The 19,966-nt window shown below is 64.9% G+C and carries 14 protein-coding genes; 11 read left to right on the top strand and 3 right to left on the bottom strand.

Annotated features, from left to right (window positions below):
* The first annotated feature begins 9 nt into the window (after positions 1-9).
* The 8 genes from AC50X7_RS15990 (at position 10) to AC50X7_RS15955 (ending at position 9,728) form a co-directional block, all read left to right on the top strand.
* Positions 10-831: an aldo/keto reductase gene (locus tag AC50X7_RS15990; protein WP_307096980.1), complete on the top strand. Its 822-nt coding sequence runs from the start codon at positions 10-12 to the stop codon at positions 829-831.
* 23 nt (positions 832-854) lie between these two features.
* The gene (locus AC50X7_RS15985) at positions 855-1,826 is read left to right on the top strand and encodes an aldo/keto reductase (protein ID WP_494979919.1); all 972 of its coding nucleotides are present in this window, start codon (positions 855-857) and stop codon (positions 1,824-1,826) included.
* Positions 1,820-2,848, top strand: coding sequence for an SDR family oxidoreductase (locus tag AC50X7_RS15980; protein WP_494979918.1), 1,029 nt, complete (start codon positions 1,820-1,822; stop codon positions 2,846-2,848). The genes AC50X7_RS15985 and AC50X7_RS15980 overlap by 7 nt, the downstream gene beginning before the upstream one ends.
* Before the next feature lie 211 nt (positions 2,849-3,059).
* Positions 3,060-5,612, top strand: coding sequence for a rhamnogalacturonan lyase (locus AC50X7_RS15975; RefSeq protein ID WP_494979917.1), 2,553 nt, complete (start codon positions 3,060-3,062; stop codon positions 5,610-5,612).
* Between the two features lie 32 nt (positions 5,613-5,644).
* A complete protein-coding gene (locus AC50X7_RS15970) occupies positions 5,645-6,478 on the top strand; it encodes an aldo/keto reductase (RefSeq protein WP_494979916.1) in 834 nt (277 codons plus the stop codon).
* A gap of 133 nt (positions 6,479-6,611) precedes the next feature.
* Positions 6,612-6,878, top strand: a complete 267-nt coding sequence (locus AC50X7_RS15965; protein WP_307096988.1) for a GlsB/YeaQ/YmgE family stress response membrane protein — start codon at positions 6,612-6,614, stop codon at positions 6,876-6,878.
* A 114-nt stretch (positions 6,879-6,992) separates the two neighbouring features.
* Positions 6,993-7,418: a YtxH domain-containing protein gene (locus tag AC50X7_RS15960; RefSeq protein WP_307096990.1), complete on the top strand. Its 426-nt coding sequence runs from the start codon at positions 6,993-6,995 to the stop codon at positions 7,416-7,418.
* Between the two features lie 210 nt (positions 7,419-7,628).
* Positions 7,629-9,728 (top strand): HNH endonuclease signature motif containing protein, encoded by a 2,100-nt coding sequence (locus AC50X7_RS15955; protein ID WP_494979915.1) that lies wholly within the window; start codon positions 7,629-7,631, stop codon positions 9,726-9,728.
* Positions 9,729-9,747: 19 nt separating this feature from the next.
* On the opposite strand, the gene AC50X7_RS15950 is transcribed toward AC50X7_RS15955, so the two are convergent.
* Positions 9,748-10,575, bottom strand: a complete 828-nt coding sequence (locus tag AC50X7_RS15950) for a putative protein N(5)-glutamine methyltransferase (protein ID WP_494979914.1) — start codon at positions 10,573-10,575, stop codon at positions 9,748-9,750.
* A gap of 186 nt (positions 10,576-10,761) precedes the next feature.
* On the opposite strand from AC50X7_RS15950, the gene AC50X7_RS15945 reads away from it, so the two are divergent.
* The gene (locus AC50X7_RS15945; RefSeq protein WP_494979913.1) at positions 10,762-11,808 is read left to right on the top strand and encodes a lactonase family protein; all 1,047 of its coding nucleotides are present in this window, start codon (positions 10,762-10,764) and stop codon (positions 11,806-11,808) included.
* Between the two features lie 523 nt (positions 11,809-12,331).
* Positions 12,332-15,220 (top strand): alpha-amylase family glycosyl hydrolase, encoded by a 2,889-nt coding sequence (locus AC50X7_RS15940; protein WP_494979912.1) that lies wholly within the window; start codon positions 12,332-12,334, stop codon positions 15,218-15,220.
* A gap of 99 nt (positions 15,221-15,319) precedes the next feature.
* Here the strand turns inward: AC50X7_RS15940 and AC50X7_RS15935 are convergent, their stop codons facing one another.
* Positions 15,320-16,228, bottom strand: coding sequence for an SDR family oxidoreductase (locus tag AC50X7_RS15935; RefSeq protein WP_494979911.1), 909 nt, complete (start codon positions 16,226-16,228; stop codon positions 15,320-15,322).
* Between the two features lie 34 nt (positions 16,229-16,262).
* Positions 16,263-18,497 carry a 4-alpha-glucanotransferase gene (gene malQ / locus AC50X7_RS15930; RefSeq protein ID WP_494979910.1) on the bottom strand — a complete coding sequence of 745 codons (2,235 nt, stop codon included), beginning with the start codon at positions 18,495-18,497 and terminating at the stop codon, positions 16,263-16,265.
* A 335-nt stretch (positions 18,498-18,832) separates the two neighbouring features.
* Here malQ and AC50X7_RS15925 point away from each other — a divergent pair, with 335 nt between their 5' ends.
* Entirely contained in the window at positions 18,833-19,879 is a 1,047-nt protein-coding gene (locus AC50X7_RS15925) for an aldo/keto reductase (protein ID WP_494979909.1), read from the top strand.
* Positions 19,880-19,966 lie beyond the last annotated feature (87 nt).

Genomic DNA, 19,966 nt, shown 5'->3' with positions numbered 1-19,966 from the left:
GAGCCACCTATGTCAGAGCTGACACTCAACAACGGCGTCACCATTCCCCAGCTTGGTTTTGGTGTTTTCCAGGTACCGCCGGAAGACACCCAGCGGACCGTGGAGGACGCCTTCGAGGCCGGATACCGCCACATTGATACCGCCGCCGCCTACCGCAACGAGGCGGGTGTGGGGGCCGCCATCGCGGCCACCGGTATCCCGCGCGAGGACATCTTCGTCACCACAAAGCTCCGGAACGGCGAGCAGGACCGGGCGCAGGAAGCATTCCAGAACAGCCGCAAAGCACTCGGTCTGGATTACGTGGATCTCTACCTCATCCACTGGCCTGTCCCGTCGCAGGGCTTGTACGTCCAGGCCTGGAAGGAGATGGAGCGGCTGTACGAGAACAACCAGATTCGCGCGATCGGCGTCTCCAACTTCCTCGCCGAGCACTTGGATGACCTCCTGGAATCCGCCGAAATCGTCCCGGCCGTGAACCAGATCGAGCTGCACCCCAGCTACCAGCAGGCGGAACTGGCGGAGAAATGCCGGAACCTGGGCATCGCAGTGGAGGCCTACAGCCCGCTGGGCCGGGGCGCCGACCTGAACGGAAATGCAGTTACCAGCATCGCCAATGCCCACAACGCCACCACCGCCCAAGTGGTGCTCGCCTGGCAGCTGGCCGCCGGCAATATCGTTATCCCCAAGTCCAGCCAGGCTGCCCGGATCCGCGAGAACTTCGCCGCTTCAGCCCTCACCCTTTCCGACGACGAGATTTCGGCCATCACGGCACTCGAGTCCGGAGCGCGCCAGGGGTCCGATCCCGCCGTCGCGTCCTTCACACAGCTGTAAGAACCAAACCAAAGGACTTCACAATGCAGTACACCCAACTGGGCCGCTCCGGCCTGAAGGTCTCCCGGCTCTGCCTGGGCACCATGAACTTCGGTCCCCAGACCGAGGAAGTCGAAGCCCACAGCATCATGGACTCCGCGCATGACCAGGGCATCAATTTCTTTGATACAGCCAACGTGTACGGCGGAGCCGGCCACCGGGGCTGGACCGAGGAAATCATTGGCCGCTGGTTCGCCAAGGGCGGCGAGCGCCGGGAGCACACCGTGCTGGCCACCAAGCTCTACGGGACCATGACGGACCGTCCCAACGAATCCAAGCTCTCCGCGCTGAACATCCGGCGCGCACTGGATGCGAGCCTTAAGCGCCTGCAGACGGACTACATCGACATCTACCAGTTCCACCACATTGACCGGAACACCCCGTGGGACGAGATCTGGCAGGCCATCGAGGTGGCGGTCCAGCAGGGCAAGATCCTGTACTCGGGAAGCAGCAACTTTGCCGGCTGGCACATTGCCCAGGCGCAGGAGGCTGCGCGCAAGCGCAACTACACCGGCCTGGTCAGCGAGCAGTCCATATACAACCTGTTTATGCGCCAGGTGGAGCTGGAAGTGATTCCCGCGGCCCAGCAGTACGGGCTGGGGCTCATTCCCTGGTCCCCGTTGCAGGGCGGACTCCTGGGCGGCGTGCTGAAGAAGGAGCGGCAGGGCGTCCGGCGGACTGAGGGCCGGGCTGCCGAAAGCCTCAAGAAGCACCAGGACCAGATCCAGCAGTACGAAGACCTTGCCGATGACCTGGGCCAGGAGCCCGGCGACGTCGCCCTCGCCTGGCTGTTGCACCAGCCCGCCGTTACGGCACCTATCGTGGGACCGCGGACCCAGGAACAGCTCGACGCCGCCATCCGGGCTTTGGACGTCACGCTCGACGCCGATGCGCTCAAGCGGCTCGACGGCATCTTCCCCGGGCACCGGACGGCGCCGGAAGACTACGCGTGGTGAACCCACTCGTAAGTTCTGCCGATGCGGTGGCTCCGAGGAGCATCCTTTTCATTGGCGGCACCGGGGTCATCAGCGCGACGGCGGCACAACGCGTCGTCGCACTGGGCCACCGGCTGACAATTCTCAACCGGGGCCGGTCCACCAGGCCGGTCCCGGACGGGGTGGAGACCTTGCACGCGGACGTCCGGGACATCTCCGCGGTCCAGGAGGCGCTGGCAGGGCGGGAGTTCGACGCCGTCGCGGACTTCATCACGTACAAGCCCGAGCAGGCCAAGGCGAGCATCGATCTGTTTGCCGGCCGCACGGGACAGTACGTGTTCATCAGTTCCGCGTCGGCGTACCAGAAACCGCCCACGCGGCTGCCCATCCGGGAGTCCACACCATTGAAAAACCCGTTCTGGCAGTACTCGCGGGACAAAATTGCCTGTGAGGACCTGTTCTACGAGGCGTACCGGGAGCAGGACTTCCCGCTCACAGTGGTGCGCCCGTCGCACACCTACGACCGCACCAAGATCGCCATGGTGGGCGGCTGGACGGACATCCACCGGATGCGAGCCGGGCTGCCAGTCATGGTGCACGGCGACGGAACGTCCCTCTGGACACTCACCCACAGCAGGGATTTCGCCAAGGCTTTTGTCGGGCTGCTGGGCCTGCCCCAGGCCGTGGGCGAGAGCTACACCATTACCTCGGACGAGTACTTGCCCTGGAACCAGATCTACAAATTGTTTGCCCGCGCAGCCGGTGTGCCCGAGCCGGAACTCGTACACGTGGCCTCCGAAACCATCGCTGCCCACAGTGCCGAACTGGGGCCGAACCTGCTGGGCGACCGCTCCCACTCGGTGGTTTTTGACAACACCAAGATCAAGTCCCTGGTGCCGGACTACTGCGCCACCATTCCGTTTGCTGATGGGGCACGGGAAATCGTGACCTGGCACGACGCCAACCCCGGGCTTCAGGTGGTCAACCAGCAGTTTATGGACCTGAGCGACCGGCTAACCGGCTGGGCCCGCAAAGGAGCCTGATCTGCCGGCACGCCGCGCAGCTTGATCTGCCAAGGCTCCGGCGTGCCTGCTGGCCTCCTCGCCGCGGATTTGCCAGCAGCAGGTGGAGCCACAATCTACAACGTTCTAAATAACCTCTTTCCAATGCTGCCGCAAGGCTTGTTTTACCTGCACCCCACCACTAAGTTACTGGGGAAGCGTTTTCCCATACACGAATTGAAAGGATTCACTGATGAATCCGAGCAAGCACTCCGCCCGCCTTCTTTCCGCAGGCGCACTGGGTATTGCCCTCGCCCTCGGCTGCGTCGCCGCCCCGGCTGCCGCCGGCGAACATTCCCCCAAGCCCGGCGCCCCGGGCGTCCAGCTGGACCACCTGGACCGCGGCCTGGTGGCCGCAAAGACGTCGGAAGGGGTATTCCTCAGCTGGCGCCTCCTCGGCCACGAAGCCACCGGATCCTCCGCCACCGGCCTGACCGGCACGGACTTCAACGTCTACCGGGACGGCGAGAAACTGGCAACGGTCACGGACAGCACCAACTACCAGGACACCACCGGAACCGCAGCCTCTGAATACCAGGTGCGGGCCGTCGTCGGCGGCGTTGAACTTGACCGCACCGCAACCACCACAGCCTGGGGCGGCAACTTCAAGGACATCCCGCTCAAGAAACCCGCCGACGGCGTGACCCCGGTGGGCCAGGCGTACACGTACGCGGCAAGCGATGCCTCCGTTGGAGATGTGGACGGCGACGGCCAGTACGAATTCGTCGTCAAGTGGGAACCGAACAACTCCAAGGACGTCTCCCAGATCGGCTACACCGGCAGCACCTACGTAGACACCTACAAGGCGGACGGCACCCTCCTCCACCGGATCGACCTCGGCGTAAACATCCGCTCCGGCGCCCACTACACCCAGCTCCTGGTCAACGACTTCGACGGCGACGGCCGCGCGGAGATGATGATGAAGACGGCCCCGGGAACCAAGAGCACCAACTTTAACGCCGACGGCAGCGTAGCTTCTGAAAGATTCATCTCCCTGCTGCAGCCGGACATCCAGGCCGGCTACTCAAACTCGGACGACTACCGCATGAGCGCCGCCGACTACTACCAGCACATGGTCAAGACGTTCCAGGGCTGGACCGAGCACCCTGAAGTGAAGGCCGGCAACTGGCCCGCCACGCTGGAGGAAGCGTTCGGTATCGAGCCGAAGTACCAGTACCCGCTGTCCCAAACGGACGCCGAGGCGCTGACGGACTACTTCATGGACGTCTACGCCCCGTCGCGCAGTGCGCGGAACAACCTGCGGGCCTTCGAAGGCTTTATTGTCTCCGGTCCGGAGTACCTCACCGTCTTCGACGGCGCTTCAGGCAAGGAACTGAAGACTGTCGCCTACGAGCCCGGAAGGCACGACGACGGCCTCATGTGGGGCGATTACGCCATGGCCCGCATCGAACCGGGCAACCGCGTGGACCGGTTCCTCGCCGGGGTCGCCTACCTGGACGGCAAAAAGCCGGCAGCTGTGTTCGCCCGTGGCTACTACACCCGCAGCACGCTGGCTGCCTACACCTGGGATGGATCCAACCTCTCCACCGCGTGGACCGTCGATTCCGGCTGGACGCCCATGACTAACCCGTTCAACGACGGCCCGCACGGGCGGAACGGCACCGACCCGGAGTTCGGAACGCTCACCACGCAGGGCTTCCACTCCCTCAGCGCCTCGGACGTGGACGGCGACGGCAAACAGGAGGTCGTTTACGGTTCCGCCACGATCGACGACGACGGGTCGCTGCTCTACAGCTCCTTCGACACCATGCCGGCCGGCAGCGCAACACCCGGTGAGGAAGCCCGGCTGGGCCACGGCGACGCCATGCATGTCACCGATATTGATCCCGCACGTCCGGGCAAGGAAATCTTCAGCGTGCACGAGGGCGGCGCCTATGCGCCCTACGGTTACGCCATGCGGGACGCCGAAACCGGCGACGTACTCTTCGGTGCCTACTCGGGCAAGGACACCGGCCGCGGCATGATCGGCGACGTTGATCCCGCCGTTCCCGGCATCGAGAACTGGGCCATCGGCATGCAATCGGCCGACGGCGACAAGCTCTCCACCAAAACCCCCGGCACCAACATGAACATCAAGTGGGCCGCAGACATGACCACACAGATCGTCAACGGGTCCGGAAACGAAACCCCCACCATCGACGACTGGAAGCGCGGCCGGCTCCTCACTGCCACAGACACCCGGACCAACAACGGCACCAAGGGCAACCCCAGCCTGGTGGCGGACGTGATGGGTGACTGGCGGGAAGAACTTCTGGTGAGGACCGCGGACAGCTCAGCCCTGCGGATGTACCTCAGCACCGAAGTGACCAACCACAAGCTCTACACACTGATGCATGACCCGCAGTACCGTGCAGAAGTGGCGCGGCAGAACACCTCCTACAACCAGCCGGCCTACACGGACTTCTACCTCGCCTCCGACATGGACTTCGCCAATGTGCCCCTGCGCGCCGCGTGGCTTCCGGGCAGCGTGAAGGCGCTGCAGCATGTGCTGGAAGACCTGGTCGAATCAGGTGACGTGGCGGGGCCTGTAGGCAGCCAGCTGACCGCGGGCATCCGGCAGGCCGCTAAAGCGGTTGAGGACGGCGACGCCCCCAAGGCGGCGCAGGCACTGCAGCGTTTCATGGACTTCCTGGACCAGCAGAAGGGCCCGGACAAGGTATCGGACACCGCACGCGTGGCCCTTGCCTACAACGCCGAAAACATTCTGCGGGCGTTTGGGGGCTAGGACAGCCACGCCGTAAGGGAGAGACTGTTGCAATGACACTTGCACCGCTGATCAAACTCAATGACGGTTACTCCATCCCGCAGGTGGGCCTCGGCACTTGGCCGCTGGACGACGATCAGGCGGCGACCGCCGTCGTACAAGCCCTGGAAGCCGGGTACCGGCATATCGATACTGCCGTGAAATACGGCAACGAACAGGGCGTGGGCAACGGTCTCCGGGCCAGCGGCGTGGACCGGAGTGAGGTGTTTATCACCACCAAGGTTGACGGCCAGTTCCAGGGCAGCGACCGTGCTGTTGAAGGGCTGGATGGCTCGCTGAAGCGGTTGGGGCTGGATTACGTGGACCTGTTCCTGGTCCATTGGCCGCTGCCCCAGCGCGATGAGTATGTCTCCACCTGGAAGACCTTCGAGCGGCTGCAGGCGGAAGGCAAGGTCCGTTCCATCGGTGTTTCGAATTTCAAGCCAGCCCACCTGGAGCGGCTGATGGCGGAGACGGACGTGGTGCCGGCGGTGAACCAGATCCAGCTGAGCCCTGCTATCACACGCACTGCCGAGCGTGAGTTTCATGACCTGCACGGGATTGTGACCCAGTCCTACAGCCCGCTGGGAGGGGATGGGGCAGGTCTTTTGAGCGCCCCCATCCTGTCCCGGTTGGGGGAAAAGTATGGCAAAACCCCCGGCCAACTGGCCCTTCGGTGGCTCGTCCAAAACGGAATTGTAACGATTCCGAAAACTTCCAATCCGGAGCGGATGCGGGAAAACCTGGACATCTTTGATTTCGCCTTAGACCCGCAGGATCTAGCGGAATTGGCCATCCTTGATGAGGGTCCGGACGCGGGCAACGATTCGGACGTCACAGGCCACTGAATCGGCCCTGAAATGCGGTTCTCGTTAGAAACGGGGTTGGCAATTAGATAGTAAGCATGATTACTATTGAGGCAGAAGGATGAAGTGCTTCCGGGATCCGGAGGCCTCCTTTACTTAGGAAGAGGAACAAAAAATGGGATTCATTGCATTTCTAATTCTCGGACTTATTGCTGGTGCGATCGCTAAGGCGATCCTCCCGGGCCACCAGGGTGGCGGCTGGATCATCACCCTCGTCCTGGGCGTCGTTGGAGCACTCCTCGGCGGCTGGATCGGCGGAATGCTCTTCGGCTCCGGACTGCAGGAGTTCTTCTCCCTGCAGACGTGGCTGCTGGCCATCGGCGGCGCGCTTATCGTGCTGCTGGTGTACGGCATGATCACCAAGCGCGGTGCGCGTCGCTAATTTAGCGCGCTAGCCAGGAAACCGGCCTGGGGACAACATCCCCGGGCCGGTTTTCCTATCTCCCGGCCTCTCCGGCCGGGAAACTGAAACCTTCTCACGGAGCAGGAGTTCATCATGAAAAACAAACTTCTTTTAGGCATCGGAATCGCCACCGGGTACGTTCTCGGATCCCGTTCCGGCCGGGCAGCCTATGACAAACTCAAGGCACGCGCTGCCGGCATCTGGGACAGCAAGCCTGTCCAGGACAAGGTGTCCGTGGCTACGGAGGCCATTAAGGAAAAGGCTCCCGAAGTTGCCGATCAGCTGACCGAAGCGGCCCGCCGCGCAGGCACCGTCATCGGCTCCGCAATGCACCGGGACGGCTCGTCCGGGGACAGCAAGTCCACGTCCTATGGCGCTACTACAACAGGTGCTGCTGCCGGCACGGCCGGAACTGCCGGGGATTCGGGCCCTGACAGTGGCCACATCCCTGCACACAGCACCCACCCCGAGACGCTCAACCTGGATACCTCCAGTGGCGAACCGGAGTCCAAGGCGTAGCTATACCGGCTGCTCACGACGTGCGGCACCCTTGTGACAAGAGGCCTCAGCGTTGATGTGCTACAACTGGATGGCTTTGCTGGCCGTCGCGATCCTTGGGGGACGCGGCGGCCAGCGGCGTTTCCGCGGACAGTGCGACCCGACTGCCCGTTTATCCACATAGCCACTTCTGCACGCACTTTTGTCGGTGGTCTTTGGCAGAGTTGTCCTATGGAAGCCATGGGGGATCAGCTTGCGGAGTTCGGCGGTTCTACTGCCGTGCTGACGCGGGCTGGAACCAGTCCCGCACATGGCCCTGGAGCGTACGACGACGACTCTCGCCTAAGTCTTACCGGTCAACTGCGCCTCGGTCCCGGCGATCCCGCACCTCGTGAAGCTGCGTCCTCCGAATCTGTGCCGGGTGAATTTGAGCCGGGTGAAGCTGAGCCTGCCGAAGCTGCGTCCTCCGAAGCTGTGCCGGCTGAAGCTGAGACCCTCGCCCCGGCTACCGGGCCGCGTGCCGGTGCCGGTGCCCCGCTCAGCCTGGCGGAGATTGGCCGGCTTCTGGCTACTGCCGCTGCTGCTGCACCTGGTTTGCTGGCTTCGGCTGACTACGTGGAGGCCGCCGATTTCGCCGGGCAGGTTGAGGACCTCTCCCGGGGCGTGGAGTACCTGCAGATCCTGGCCGCCGGGACCGTGGACCGGACCCGAACAGGGGCCATCGCCGCCGCGGACGCCGCCCGGGCCGGCCGCTCCCGGACGGGCAAGGGCTGGGTCACCGGCTGGGACAACGGAGTGGAAACCCTGAACGAAACCGACGCAGCCTGGCCCAGTAAAGCACCTGCCGGCCCTGGCGGGACCGTGACGGCGGGTCGCGACCGGGTCAGCACCTCCCCGGCCGATGACGGGTGCGCCAACACCGCCGAGTTCCTCCGCCAACGGCTGCGCATTAGCAAGAGCGAAGCCAACCGCCGGCTCGCCCTCGCCGCGGACATCCTTCCCGCGGCTACCCTCACCGGCGACACCATCCCGGCCCCGCGCGAACACCTCGCCGCCGCCCTCACCCCCACACCAGCCACAAACCCCGACGACACCGCCGCAAACTCCGACCCTGACACCAATGACACCGAAGACACCACCGGCGCCGATGCAGTCCTGCTGCCCGGTCAGGCCCCGGCCGGCCCGGTCGTGTCATCCCGTGCCGGGACCATCATCAGCCTCACCCTGAACCGGCTCCAACACCACACCACCCCGGAGAAACTCGCGCTGATCGAGGAGAACCTCACCACCACCGCCGCGACAACGGACCCCGACTTCCTCACCCGCGTCGCCCGCCGCTGGGCCGACACCATCGACGCCGACGGCACCGAACCCAGCGAAGAAGCCCTCCGCGACACCCAGGGCGCGTTCATCCGCAAACCCCGCCACGGCCTGCACCACCTCGAAATCTTCGCCACCACCGACCAGTACGAACACCTCCTCACCGTCATGAACACCGCCGCCAACCCCCGCACCACACCCACCACCGGCACGGGCACCGGCACGGGCACGGGCACCGGCACGGGCACCGGCACTGGCACCAACACCGACACTGGCACTGGCACTGGCACTGGCACTGGCACTGGACAGGACGTTTGGGCTCACGGCGACGCTGACCTGGACCGCCGCACCCGGCCACAGAAACAACTCGACGGCCTCGTCGGCGCAGCCAAGGTTGCCCTCACGACCAACGCCCTGCCCGGCACCGGCGGCAACCGCCCCCAAATCATTGCCACCATCAACTACCAAGACCTCCTCCCCCACCCCGACAACAACCCACCCGGCAACGGCAACGGCACCGGCACGGGGAACTTCGTCTTCACCGGACCCGCCGCCCCAGCGACCCTCCGCAAAATCGCCTGCGACGCCGACATCATCCCCGCCATCCTCGGCACCCACGGCGAACTACTCGACCTCGGCCGCAAAAACCGGCTCTTCACCCCCACCCAACGCCTCGCCCTCACCGCCCGCGACCAAGGCTGCACCTTCCCCCACTGCACCATCCCCGCCCCCTGGTGCGAAGCCCACCACATCACCTACTGGTCCCACGGCGGCCCCACCACCATCAACAACGGCGCACTCCTCTGCACAGGCCACCACCACCTGATCCACAAAGACCAATGGACCATCACCACCATCAACGGCACCCCCTGGTACACACCCCCAAAACACATCGACCCACACCAAAAACCCCAACAAAACACCTACTTCAAACCACCCCCACCCCCCGGGAATGATGGTGTGACCACAACCGGGCTGCCCGCAACGACCTATTCCAGTGCTGTTGGTTAGAGATACCGAAGGTGGTGAGTCACCAGCACCGTGGGCTGCCGACCACCACCGTGCCGTCCAGCTTTTCAGAGTGGACAGTCCGTGCGGCAAATCCCGCAGCAGCCATAAGGGCCGCAGTTCCGGCTGCCTGACGTTCGCTGGTCTCGATGACCAGGTGGCCGTTGGCATCCAACCACTCCGGGGCTTCACGGATGACGCGACGATGGAGGTTCAATCCGTCGGCTCCGCCATCCAGACAACGCGGCGGCTCGTGGATTCTGGCTTCGGGTGGCATTGTCGGCAGCACGGCAGTAGGCACGTAGGGAGCGTTTACCACGATGAGCTGTACTTGCTTCTTGAGCCGGGAAGGAAGGGCTGCATACAAGTCCCCTTGATGGACGTGGCCGCCCACGATTGCCAGGTTCCTTCGGGCGCACTCCACCGCAGTTGGGTCGATATCGGCCGAGTGAAGTTCCCCAACGGACACATGGGAGGCTACTGCGACGCCCACAGCCCCGGATCCGCAGCATAGATCCACAACGGCGCCGAATGACGGCAAGTCAGCAGCCCCCACCACTTCCCGCAGCAGGGAAGCGGCTTCCGAAACAAGCAATTCGGTGCGGCGCCGCGGCACAAAAACACCTTGGTCCACGGCCATGCGAAGTCCACAGAACTCCGCCCAGCCAACAATCCATTCGAGCGGCTCGCCGGAAACGCGGCGTTCCACCCACTCGTAAAGCTCAGCGGCACCACAAGCTTCGGACAAGAGCAGCTGTGCTTCATCTTCGGCGAACACGCAGCCGGCTGCCCTCAGCAGGGGCACAAGGTCGGCAAAGCTGTGAGGAGCAAGTGATTCAGGAGCCGGCATAAAAGGCCTTTCGGTGATCCGGTGTGGCACTTCGCCCGTTACCAGGTTGGAAGGCGCAAACGGAACTACGAGGGATTGCCCGAGATCGATGAAGCAGGAGTTCGGGCTCACCCCTTTGCAACCGCTGGAGCCAATGCTAATCGGCAATTCCCCGGTTTTGGGGGCTTTTCTTGGCAGGATGGACCTATGACTTCCGCTGCCCCGTACCCACTAATTTGGACCGGCACCTACACGCCCGACGGCGGCGGACGCGCGGAGGGAATCGGCGCACTGTCCGCACACCCTGACGGATCGCTCGAATGGTTGGGCACGGCGGCCAAGACCGATTCGCCGTCGTTCGTTGCCATCCACCCCACCGTGCCCGTGGTGTATGCAGTGGCCGAGCAACGCAAGATGGTCCGGGCCTTTCGGCGCACGGGTAATCATGGGCTGGAGCCTCTCGGCGATCCGCAACCCTCGGGAGAAGCCACCTGCCACGTGGCGGTGGACCCGCAGGGTCGCTTTCTCACCGCCGCATGCTGGGGCGACGGCCAGGTCCTGCTGTACGAACTGGATTCCGACGGCGGCATCACTGCACGGTTTCCCGCGCTGCCATCGGTAGACCCGCACGCCAGCCAGACTCCGGGCGAGCTCCGGCAGAGCCGCGCCCACGCGAGTCTGATGCTTCAGGACGGGCGCATCATGACGACGGACCTGGGCCACGACACCCTCCGGATCTGGAAGTACGTGCCCGGGTCGGGCCTGATTGCCGACCATGAGGTGGCCCTCCCCTTCGAGTCCGGTCCGCGCCACTTGGTACAGCACGCCAGCGGCAGCGTTTTTGTGGTTTCTGAATACTCGGTTGAGGTCTTCGTCGTCAGGCCGGAAGCCGGTACGTTCGAGCTTGTTTTCCGGGGACCGGCCACTTCCGGCGGCAGCCTGCCGGACGACTCAGCTGCGGAAATCAGCCTCGGCGAAGGGGGCAGGCACGTGTACGTGGGCGTGCGCGGCTCCAACCTGGTAAGCGTGCTGGAGGTCGGAGCCGCCGGGACGGAACTCGTGCCGGTCGCGGACTTCCCCAGCGGAGGGGACTGGCCGCGGCATCACCTGGTCAGCGGCCGGTGGCTCCACGTGGCCCATGAGCGGTCGGACAACATAGCAACGTTTGAGCTGGACCCCGTCACGGGCCTACCCGGCCCGGTGGTTCACAACCTTGAAACGCCCTCCCCCACAGCCTTGGTCCCCGGAGGATAGGCCCCGGCACCCGCCGGATAGGCCTTCGGACCGCCGAACAAGGCCATCAAGCAGCGGACAGGCACCTTTCCTAAACGCTGGAGTTATTCGGTGCAAGCGCTTACAGTTGTGACTTGGTTCACAGACTGCCCTGGCTGGATTGCAGACCGGGCAGCCCCACCGAACCCTTGCCCCGGGCACGCCTGCACAGCAGCGCCGCTAACAGGAAAGGTCTCCTGCCTTGAAATTCCGCACCCTCGCCAGCGCTTCCCCAAGCGATCGAAAAGGCGTGAAAATACACGCCACGAGCAGCTCCAGAAGAGATCCCGGAACAAACACGAAAACAACCGCCGCTACCCCGCCTCACACCACGGGACTCAATACCAACGTCCGAACAACGGCAGCGCGTACTGCCGTTGCGCTGCTGGCAGCGGCCGTCGCCGTTTCGGCGTCGATTCATCCCGCCCAGGCTGCCCCGGGCACGAAGGACCCGGGCACCAAAAACCCGACTTCGGCGTCAGCCCTTCACAGCCTGCGCGCACCCGTGACGGACGAGAATTTCTACTTCGTGATGGCCGACCGGTTCAGCAACGGGAGCACGGCCAATGACCACGGCGGGTTAAGCCACGACCCTATGGTGTCCGGCTTCGATCCCACCCAAAAGGGCTTCTACAACGGCGGGGACCTCGCAGGCCTCCTCGACAAGATCGACTACATCCAGGGCCTGGGCACAACCTCCATCTGGCTCACCCCGAGCTTTAAAAACAAGGCGGTGCAGCCGGAGGACAAGTCCGCGGGATACCACGGCTACTGGATCACGGACTTCACGCAGATCGATCCCCACCTGGGCACTAACGCCGAACTCAAGGCCCTGATCGATGAGGCCCACAGCCGCGGCATGAAGGTGTACTTCGACATCATCACGAACCACACCGCGGACGTCATTGGCTATGACGGAGCCGCACGCAGGGGATACACCTCCAAGGATGAAGTGCCGTACAAGACCGCAGGGGGTGAGACATTCGACGACCGGGACTATGCCGGTTCGGACAGTTTCCCGGAACTCGACCCCGCAACATCCTTCCCTTACAAGCCCGTCCTCGAACCGGGCGAAGAAGACCTGAAGGTACCGGATTGGCTCAACGATCCCTCCCTCTATCACAACCGCGGTGACACCACCTTCGCGGGCGAGGACGCTTACTACGGTGACTTCTTCGGCCTCGATGACCTTTTCACCGAGCATCCCACGGTGGTGGACGGAATGAAGGACATCTACAAGGCCTGGATCAAAAACTTCGGCGTGGACGGCTTCCGGATCGACACCATGAAGCACGTCAACAACGAGTTCTGGCAGGACTTCGGCCCGGACGTCCTCAGCTACGCCAAGGAACAGGGCAAAGACGAGTTCTTTATGTTCGGCGAAGTCTTCGACACCACGAAGAGCTTTACCTCGCAGTTCACCACCCGGAACAGCATGCAGGCAGTGCTGGACTTCCCGTTCCAGGATGCTGCCCGCAACTTCGCCTCCAAGGGCCAGGACGCCACCATGCTGGAAACCTTCTTCGCGGGTGACGACTGGTACACCGACGCCGATTCCAACGTCTACCAGCTTCCTACGTTCCTGGGGAACCATGACATGGGCCGCATCGGCAGCTTCATCGCCGCCGATAATCCCGGTTCCACGGACGCCGAGCAGGTGGCCCGCGATCAGCTGGCCCACGAGCTGATGTACTTTTCCCGCGGCAACCCGGTGATCTACTACGGCGACGAGCAGGGCTTCACCGGCCCTGGCGGGGACCAGGACGCCCGGCAGACGCTCTTCGCCAGCCAGGTGAAGGAATACCTGAACGACGACCTGCTGGGCACCGATGCCAGCCACGCCACGGACAACTTCAACACCACGCACCCGCTGTACTCGAAGATCAGCCAGCTCGCCAGCCTGACCAAGGAGCATCCTGCCCTGCGTGACGGCGCCCACCAGCACCGCTACGCCTCCGACGGGCAAGGCGTCTACGCCTTCTCCCGCACGGACGCCGAGGACCAGCGCGAGTACGTGGTGGCGCTGAACAACAGTGAGCAGGCACAGACCGCGGAGGTGCCCACCTACATCGCCAAGCGCAATTACACCCGCGTCTACGGCGAGGGCGCGGATGAGGCTAAGACCTCTGCTGACGGCAAGCTGTCCGTCACCGTCCCGCCGCTTTCCGCTGTGGTCTACCAGTCGTCGGGCCGGATTCCGCACTCCAAGGCGGCGCCCGCAGTCGTCCTCCAGGCGCCGGCAACGGCGCAAGGTGACAACGGACGCCTTAGGGTGACGGCCGACGTCGGCGGTTCCTCGTTCTACGAGGTCACCTTCGAAGCAAAGACGGCAGGCGGAACGTGGCAGCCTATCGGCACCGACGACACAGCGCCGTACCAGGTGTTCCACGACGTTGCGGCATTGGATGCCGGTACAGCCGTGGACTACCGCGCCACCGTCCTGGACAACGGACGGCACACCGCAACGTCACCTTCCCGCACCGCAGCGGTTCCGGCGCCGATCCTCACCCTGCAGAAGCCCGTCGAGGGCAGCAACGTGGAAGGCCCGCTGGAACTCAGCGCCACGGCGGACCCGGAAAAGGCCAGCCATGAGGTGTCTTTTGAGCGCAGCGTGGCTGGCGGCGAGTGGACGCCGGTGGGAACGGACGATTCGTCCCCGGTGTACTCGGTCAAGGACGACCTGGCCGGACTGGCGGACGGTGACCAGGTGCAGTACCGCGCCACCATGGATGGCCCTGGCTACAAAGTCACCAGCAACGTCCGGACGGTAACCGTGGGCGAGGCACCGCAGCCTCGTTCGGTGACAGCAGTTGGGTCCTTCAACCAGGCGGTGGGCTGCGCCGCCGTGTGGGATCCGGCCTGCACCCAGGCCATGATGACCCTGGACCCGGCGGACAAGATCTGGCGCCTTACTGTTGACCTTCCAGCCGGGCAGTACGAGTACAAGGCTGCGCTCAACGGCGGCTGGAACGCGAACTACGGGGCCGGGGGCGAGGCCAATGGACCCAACCTCGTGCTGGACCACCCCGGCGGTTCAGTCACGTTCCGCTACGACAACAGCACGCATGTGATCAGCGCAGTGTATGCATCGCAGCAGCCGGGCGCAGTATCCGCCCCCGGGAGCATGAACAGCGAACTCGGCTGTGCAACGGACTGGGAGCCGGCGTGCGACCAGGCTCAACTGGTGCTGGATCCGGCTGACCTCGTGTGGAAGCTGTCCGTACCGGACCTGCCCGCCGGCACCTACGCCTTCAAAGCCGCCCTGGACCGGTCCTGGGGCGTCAGCTACGGTGCGGGCGGGGCCAGCCCTGGTGCCGACATCCCGTTTGAGCACGACGGCGGAGCGGTCACCTTCCGCTACGACCACTTCACGCACGTGCTAACGGCGGACTGAAGCGTCCTGCTGCCGCATGGAAGGGCCACCGGGCACCACTCCGAACGGGAGAGGCGGCCGGTGGCCCTGGTGTTGTTGGGGTACCCGCCGGAGGAGAGCCTAGCTTCGGACAGCGTGCCCGAGGCTGGTGACCAGCCGCCGTACCGCGTCCTCCGCGGTGGGCGGCGTCCCAAACACTTCCCGCTGCCGGGTGGTGTCAGCCACGTACCGGCCAGTCTGGAACCACGCGATCATGGCAGCCGTATCCTTGGCCATGGGGTTGACCGGCCCCAGCAGCGTCCCGGCCATTCGCAGGACACGGAGGGGAACGGGCCGAACACGGACTTCCGCACCTGTCAGCTGCTCGGCGAGGTCGGCAAACTCCTGCATGGCGATGGGCCTGTCCCAGCCGATATCGATGCGCTGGCCCTCCACTCCCGGGGCATCCACGGCGGCGGCCAGGTATCCGGCGACATCCGGCGTGAGCGCAAAGGTTAGCGGGATTCCGGCCGAGCCGAGCCACATCACCTTGTGTTTGCTGATCGGGTCTCCACCGAACCGGGTCACCTGGTCCAGGAAAGCCCCTGGCCGCAAGGCGACAAACGGCAAGTCCAGTGCCTGGAGCCGGTCTTCCATAAGTCTCTTATGCCAGAAATGCGGGACGCGGGGCGTCTGGTCGCACGTCAGGATGCTGGTGAGGACAAACCGGCGGACCCCGGCGCGTTTGGCAGCTTCAGCGAGGTTCGCGTTGCCGACCGTGTCGGTCTCCGGGGTATCGCCCTTGCGGTGGCGGGTGTACCCGGCGGCGGTGGTGACCACGGCATCCACCCCAGCCATGGCCCGCCGCAGCGACTCCGGATCCATCATGTCGCCGCGGGCAACCTCCACCCCCGCAGACTCCAGGCGGGAAGCATCCGAGCCGGGGCGTACCAAGGCACGCACCTGTTTTCCCCGGTTCAGCAGCTCTGTCACCACCTGGCCGCCCAGCATGCCGGTGCCGCCTACCACCAGTACTGGTCCCTCACCCATCGTCGCCTCCTGCCTGTTAACCTGGCCGCGCAGCTTACCCGCGCAGGGCCTCCTCCACCGCCGCCAGCAGCGAGTTGAACCGTGCATTGGCGGGAAGATCATCCAGGAACACCGGCTTGCCGTCCGGCCCGCCCAACGGAACCTGCCAGTTCGGGTACACCGCTTCGGTGGTGCCGGGCTGGTTCTGGACCCGTCGTTCCCCCACTGCGTCAACCAGGGCGACACCAAGCAGCACCGACGGCGCCTGCGCCAGCAGCAGGTGCAGGGCCTCGATGGTCCGTTCTTCACTGGCCCCCGGACCACCGGAAACATCCTCGGGCAGGTAGCCGCGCTCGCGCACCAGGGCCAGCATCTTCTCCAGCGAGGCGTTGTGCTCGGCCCGTTCCTCCGCCTCGGAACGCTCAAGGAGGCCGAGGCCGCCACGCAGTGCCACATGGTCGCCGGCAAGGTACCCGGCGGTGGGTGGAAGGTCGTGGGTGTTCACGCTGGCGAGTGCCTGCGTGCGGTACTTTTCGGGCGCAAGGGGCGAATCGCCGTCGTACTCGAACCAAAGGATGGACGTCCCCAGGATGCCGCGGGCAGCGAGATAGTCACGGACCCAGGGCTCGAAAGTGCCGAGGTCCTCGCCGATCACCACGGCGCCGGCACGCTGCCCCTCAAGGGCGAGGATGCCGATCAGGGCTTCATGGTCGTAGCGCACGTAGGCGCCATCGCCCGGGGAATTGCCTGACGGGATCCACCAGAGCCGGAACAGGCCCAGGATGTGGTCCACCCGTACACCGCCCGCATGCCGCAGCACGGTGGCCAGCATGTCGCGGAATGGAATGTAGCCGGCCTCTGCAAGCCGGGCCGGATGCCATGGCGGCTGGCCCCAGTCCTGGCCCTGCTGGTTGTACATGTCCGGCGGGGCGCCGACGCTGGTGCCGGGAGCCAGCACGTCGCGGAGTGTCCAGGCGTCGGCGCTGCTGTGGTCCACCCCGACGGCGAGGTCGTGGACTACGCCGAGCCGCATGCCGGACCGCAACGCAGCCTTCTGCGCGTTCTCAAGCTGTTCGTCGCAAATCCACTGCAGCCAACGGTAGAACCCGATCCGGTCCTGAAGCTTTTCCCTGAGTGCCTCGGTCTGCGGTGTACCAAGGGCGCCGGCAGGGTCCGACCAGAAGGGATCCCCGGCCGGCAGGTCCTCGCGGATGGCGGACCACAGGGCAAAGTCGTCCAACCCCTGGCCGGAGATGCGACAAAACTCATCGAAGGCCGCCTGCCGGGCCGGCGACCGGCGCGTGTGATAGAGCATCTCCAGGGCCTGGAGCTTGGCGGCGTAGACCGAATCGCGGTCCAGCCGGGCGCCCTCCTTGTTCAGGGCAGCTACTTCCTCGCGAAGCTTCTCCACGGCGGCACGCTTGCGCGGCTTAAGGTACGCGAGCTCGGAAATGGCCTCGACGCGGATGTACAACGGGTTGAAGAACCGCCGGGTGGACGGCGAGTACGGCGAGGGCTGCACAGGCGGAACCGGCTCGGCGGCGTGGAGCGGATTGACCAGAATGTAGTCGGCCCCGCGGGCTGCGCTCAGCGCGCCAAGGTCAGCCAGGTCGGAGAAATCACCGATGCCCCATGACCGCCTTGAGCGCACGGAGTACAGCTGGGTGGCCAGCCCCCAGCCGCGGCGCTCTTCCAGTGGCGCGGCGGTGGTCAGCCGCGCGGGCACCACCACCAGGGTGCCGGACGCCGTGGCACCTTCTGATTCTGCGTGCAGCGTGTGCCAGCCCAGCGGCAGGTCCTGTGGAAGGGCGAAGGTGGCACGCCTGGTTGATACGCCGTCGACGTCCCGGGGCTGAACCCGGAGGTCCTGGTGAAGGGCATCCCTTGTCCCCGCACCGCCTTCAAGCAGGATGCTCACCTGGGCGGTGGCGTCGTCGCGCACATGGACCGGGACCTGCGCCGGCTCGCCCTGCTGGATCACGACGGCGGGAGGCAGCATCCGCCGCCACGGAGCCAGTTCCGCTTCCGCAAGTGCCGCCTCGATGAGCTCATTGGTGTGGGCCTGCACCCCCAGGGAGGCCAGCACCTTGATCAGGGTTTCTTCGGCAACATGGTGTGGCAGCCCGTCCCAGCCCTGGAAGGACGTGCCCACTCCGTGGACGTCCGCCAGTTGCTGAAGGAGGTGCGGGTCCACGGTCGCGGCAGTAGCTTGGCGGGCAGCGGGTTGAAAGCCCGGCGTATCCGAGGGTGTCTGCGATCCCTGTGGGTGCTGCTGGTCTGAAGCCGTCATGCGTGTCCGCCTCGTCTGGTGTGATGTGGCCCGAACTTACAGTGCTGCCTGTTGCACCGGGCGTCTGCACCCCCGCGCACAACCGTTGGTTCAGATTATTGCAGGGCGGCGCAGAGGCGAAACTGGAGCAACCCGTTTCAGCGGTTCAGAGTCCGCTTCTTCCTGCGCCTCAGTGCTCCACAAAACGTCATACCGGGGCCCTGCGTTACTCCGGAAGTCGAAAAGAGAAGCCCTGCGGCGGGAATCCGCCGGAGTAAGGCGAATCTGTGTAGCCTCGGGACGATCGAGGGCACGCATTGGGAGCAACGTGCCGCACAAATCGGAGGAGACCGGAAATGAGCCTCAGCGAACTGCGGGTGTTCGGGCGATCAGGGACCCCCATCAGCCCGCTGACCCTGGGCACCATGAACTTCGGCGAGGGCAGCGGTGGAGTGCACGGCGCGCCGACCGGAGCGGAAGAGAGCATCCGGATCATTCAGTCCGCGCTGGACTCGGGCATCACCGCCATAGATACCGCCGATGTCTACTCCCAGGGTGAGTCGGAGCAGGTGGTAGGCCGGGCACTCCGTGGCCGCCGCGACGACGTCTTCCTCGCCACCAAGTTCCACGGCCAGATGAGCCCCAATCCTGCCCATGCCGGCAACTCCCGGCGGTGGATCACCCAGGCGGTGGAAGGCAGCCTGCGCCGGTTGCAGACTGACCGCATTGACCTGTACCAGGCGCACCGGCCGGACTACAACACGGATGTCCTGGAAACCATCACCACCCTCAATGACCTGATCCGGCAGGGAAAGATCCTCTATTACGGCACCTCGGTGTTCACGCCGGCGCAGCTGGTGGAGGCGCAGTGGCTCGCCACCACCAACCATCTGATCCCGCCGCTGGGCAACCAGGTGCCGTACTCGATGCTGGTGCGCGCCAACGAACGCGACGTTTTCCCCATAGCGCAGCAGTATGCCCTCGGCGTGCTGGCGTACGGCCCGCTGGCAGGAGGCTGGCTGTCCGGCAGCTTTGTCCTGGAGTCCGGCAAGGCGCCCACCCGGGTGCACTCGCTTCCCGGCCGATACGACATCTCCGGCCCCTCCAGCGAGCGCAAGCTGCACGCAGCCGATGCCCTGGCCCGGCTGGCGGACAAGCTGGAGCTTTCGCTGGTTGACCTCTCCATCGGCTTCGCTCTGGCACATTCGGCCATCAGCAGCGTAATCATTGGGCCGCGCAGCGAAGAGCACTTGGCGGCGTATCTGAAGGCGGCCGAAGTTCGGCTGGGTGAATCCGTGCTGGACGCCATTGATGACGTTGTCCCGCCAGGCACCAACTTCGTGGAGCGGGACGCCGGCGCCATCGTGCCCTCCCTTGAGTTCGCGGAATTACGACGGCGTTAGGCCTAAGCCGAGGTCGTCCTGCCTCTCAGCTGTGAAGCCTCCACGGTTGGCCGGAACGTCACTCTTGACGCATCCCGTCAAGAATCC

The organism is Pseudarthrobacter sp. Hb11 (assembly GCF_059383655.1).
Note: the sequence above shows the minus strand (reverse complement) of the source record. Positions and strands in the feature narration are given on the sequence as shown.

Bases quoted from the DNA above. Each gene is read 5' to 3' on its own strand.
- AC50X7_RS15990 (WP_307096980.1), top strand. From the start codon at position 10: ATGTCAGAGCTGACACTCAACAACGGCGTCACCATTCCCCAGCTTGGT.
- AC50X7_RS15985 (WP_494979919.1), top strand. From the start codon at position 855: ATGCAGTACACCCAACTGGGCCGCTCCGGCCTGAAGGTCTCCCGGCTC.
- AC50X7_RS15925 (WP_494979909.1), top strand. From the start codon at position 18,833: ATGAGCCTCAGCGAACTGCGGGTGTTCGGGCGATCAGGGACCCCCATC.
- AC50X7_RS15975 (WP_494979917.1), top strand. From the start codon at position 3,060: ATGAATCCGAGCAAGCACTCCGCCCGCCTTCTTTCCGCAGGCGCACTG.
- AC50X7_RS15965 (WP_307096988.1), top strand. From the start codon at position 6,612: ATGGGATTCATTGCATTTCTAATTCTCGGACTTATTGCTGGTGCGATC.
- AC50X7_RS15935 (WP_494979911.1), bottom strand. From the start codon at position 16,228: ATGGGTGAGGGACCAGTACTGGTGGTAGGCGGCACCGGCATGCTGGGC.
- AC50X7_RS15955 (WP_494979915.1), top strand. From the start codon at position 7,629: ATGGAAGCCATGGGGGATCAGCTTGCGGAGTTCGGCGGTTCTACTGCC.
- AC50X7_RS15950 (WP_494979914.1), bottom strand. From the start codon at position 10,575: ATGCCGGCTCCTGAATCACTTGCTCCTCACAGCTTTGCCGACCTTGTG.
- malQ (WP_494979910.1), bottom strand. From the start codon at position 18,497: ATGACGGCTTCAGACCAGCAGCACCCACAGGGATCGCAGACACCCTCG.
- AC50X7_RS15945 (WP_494979913.1), top strand. From the start codon at position 10,762: ATGACTTCCGCTGCCCCGTACCCACTAATTTGGACCGGCACCTACACG.
- AC50X7_RS15960 (WP_307096990.1), top strand. From the start codon at position 6,993: ATGAAAAACAAACTTCTTTTAGGCATCGGAATCGCCACCGGGTACGTT.
- AC50X7_RS15970 (WP_494979916.1), top strand. From the start codon at position 5,645: ATGACACTTGCACCGCTGATCAAACTCAATGACGGTTACTCCATCCCG.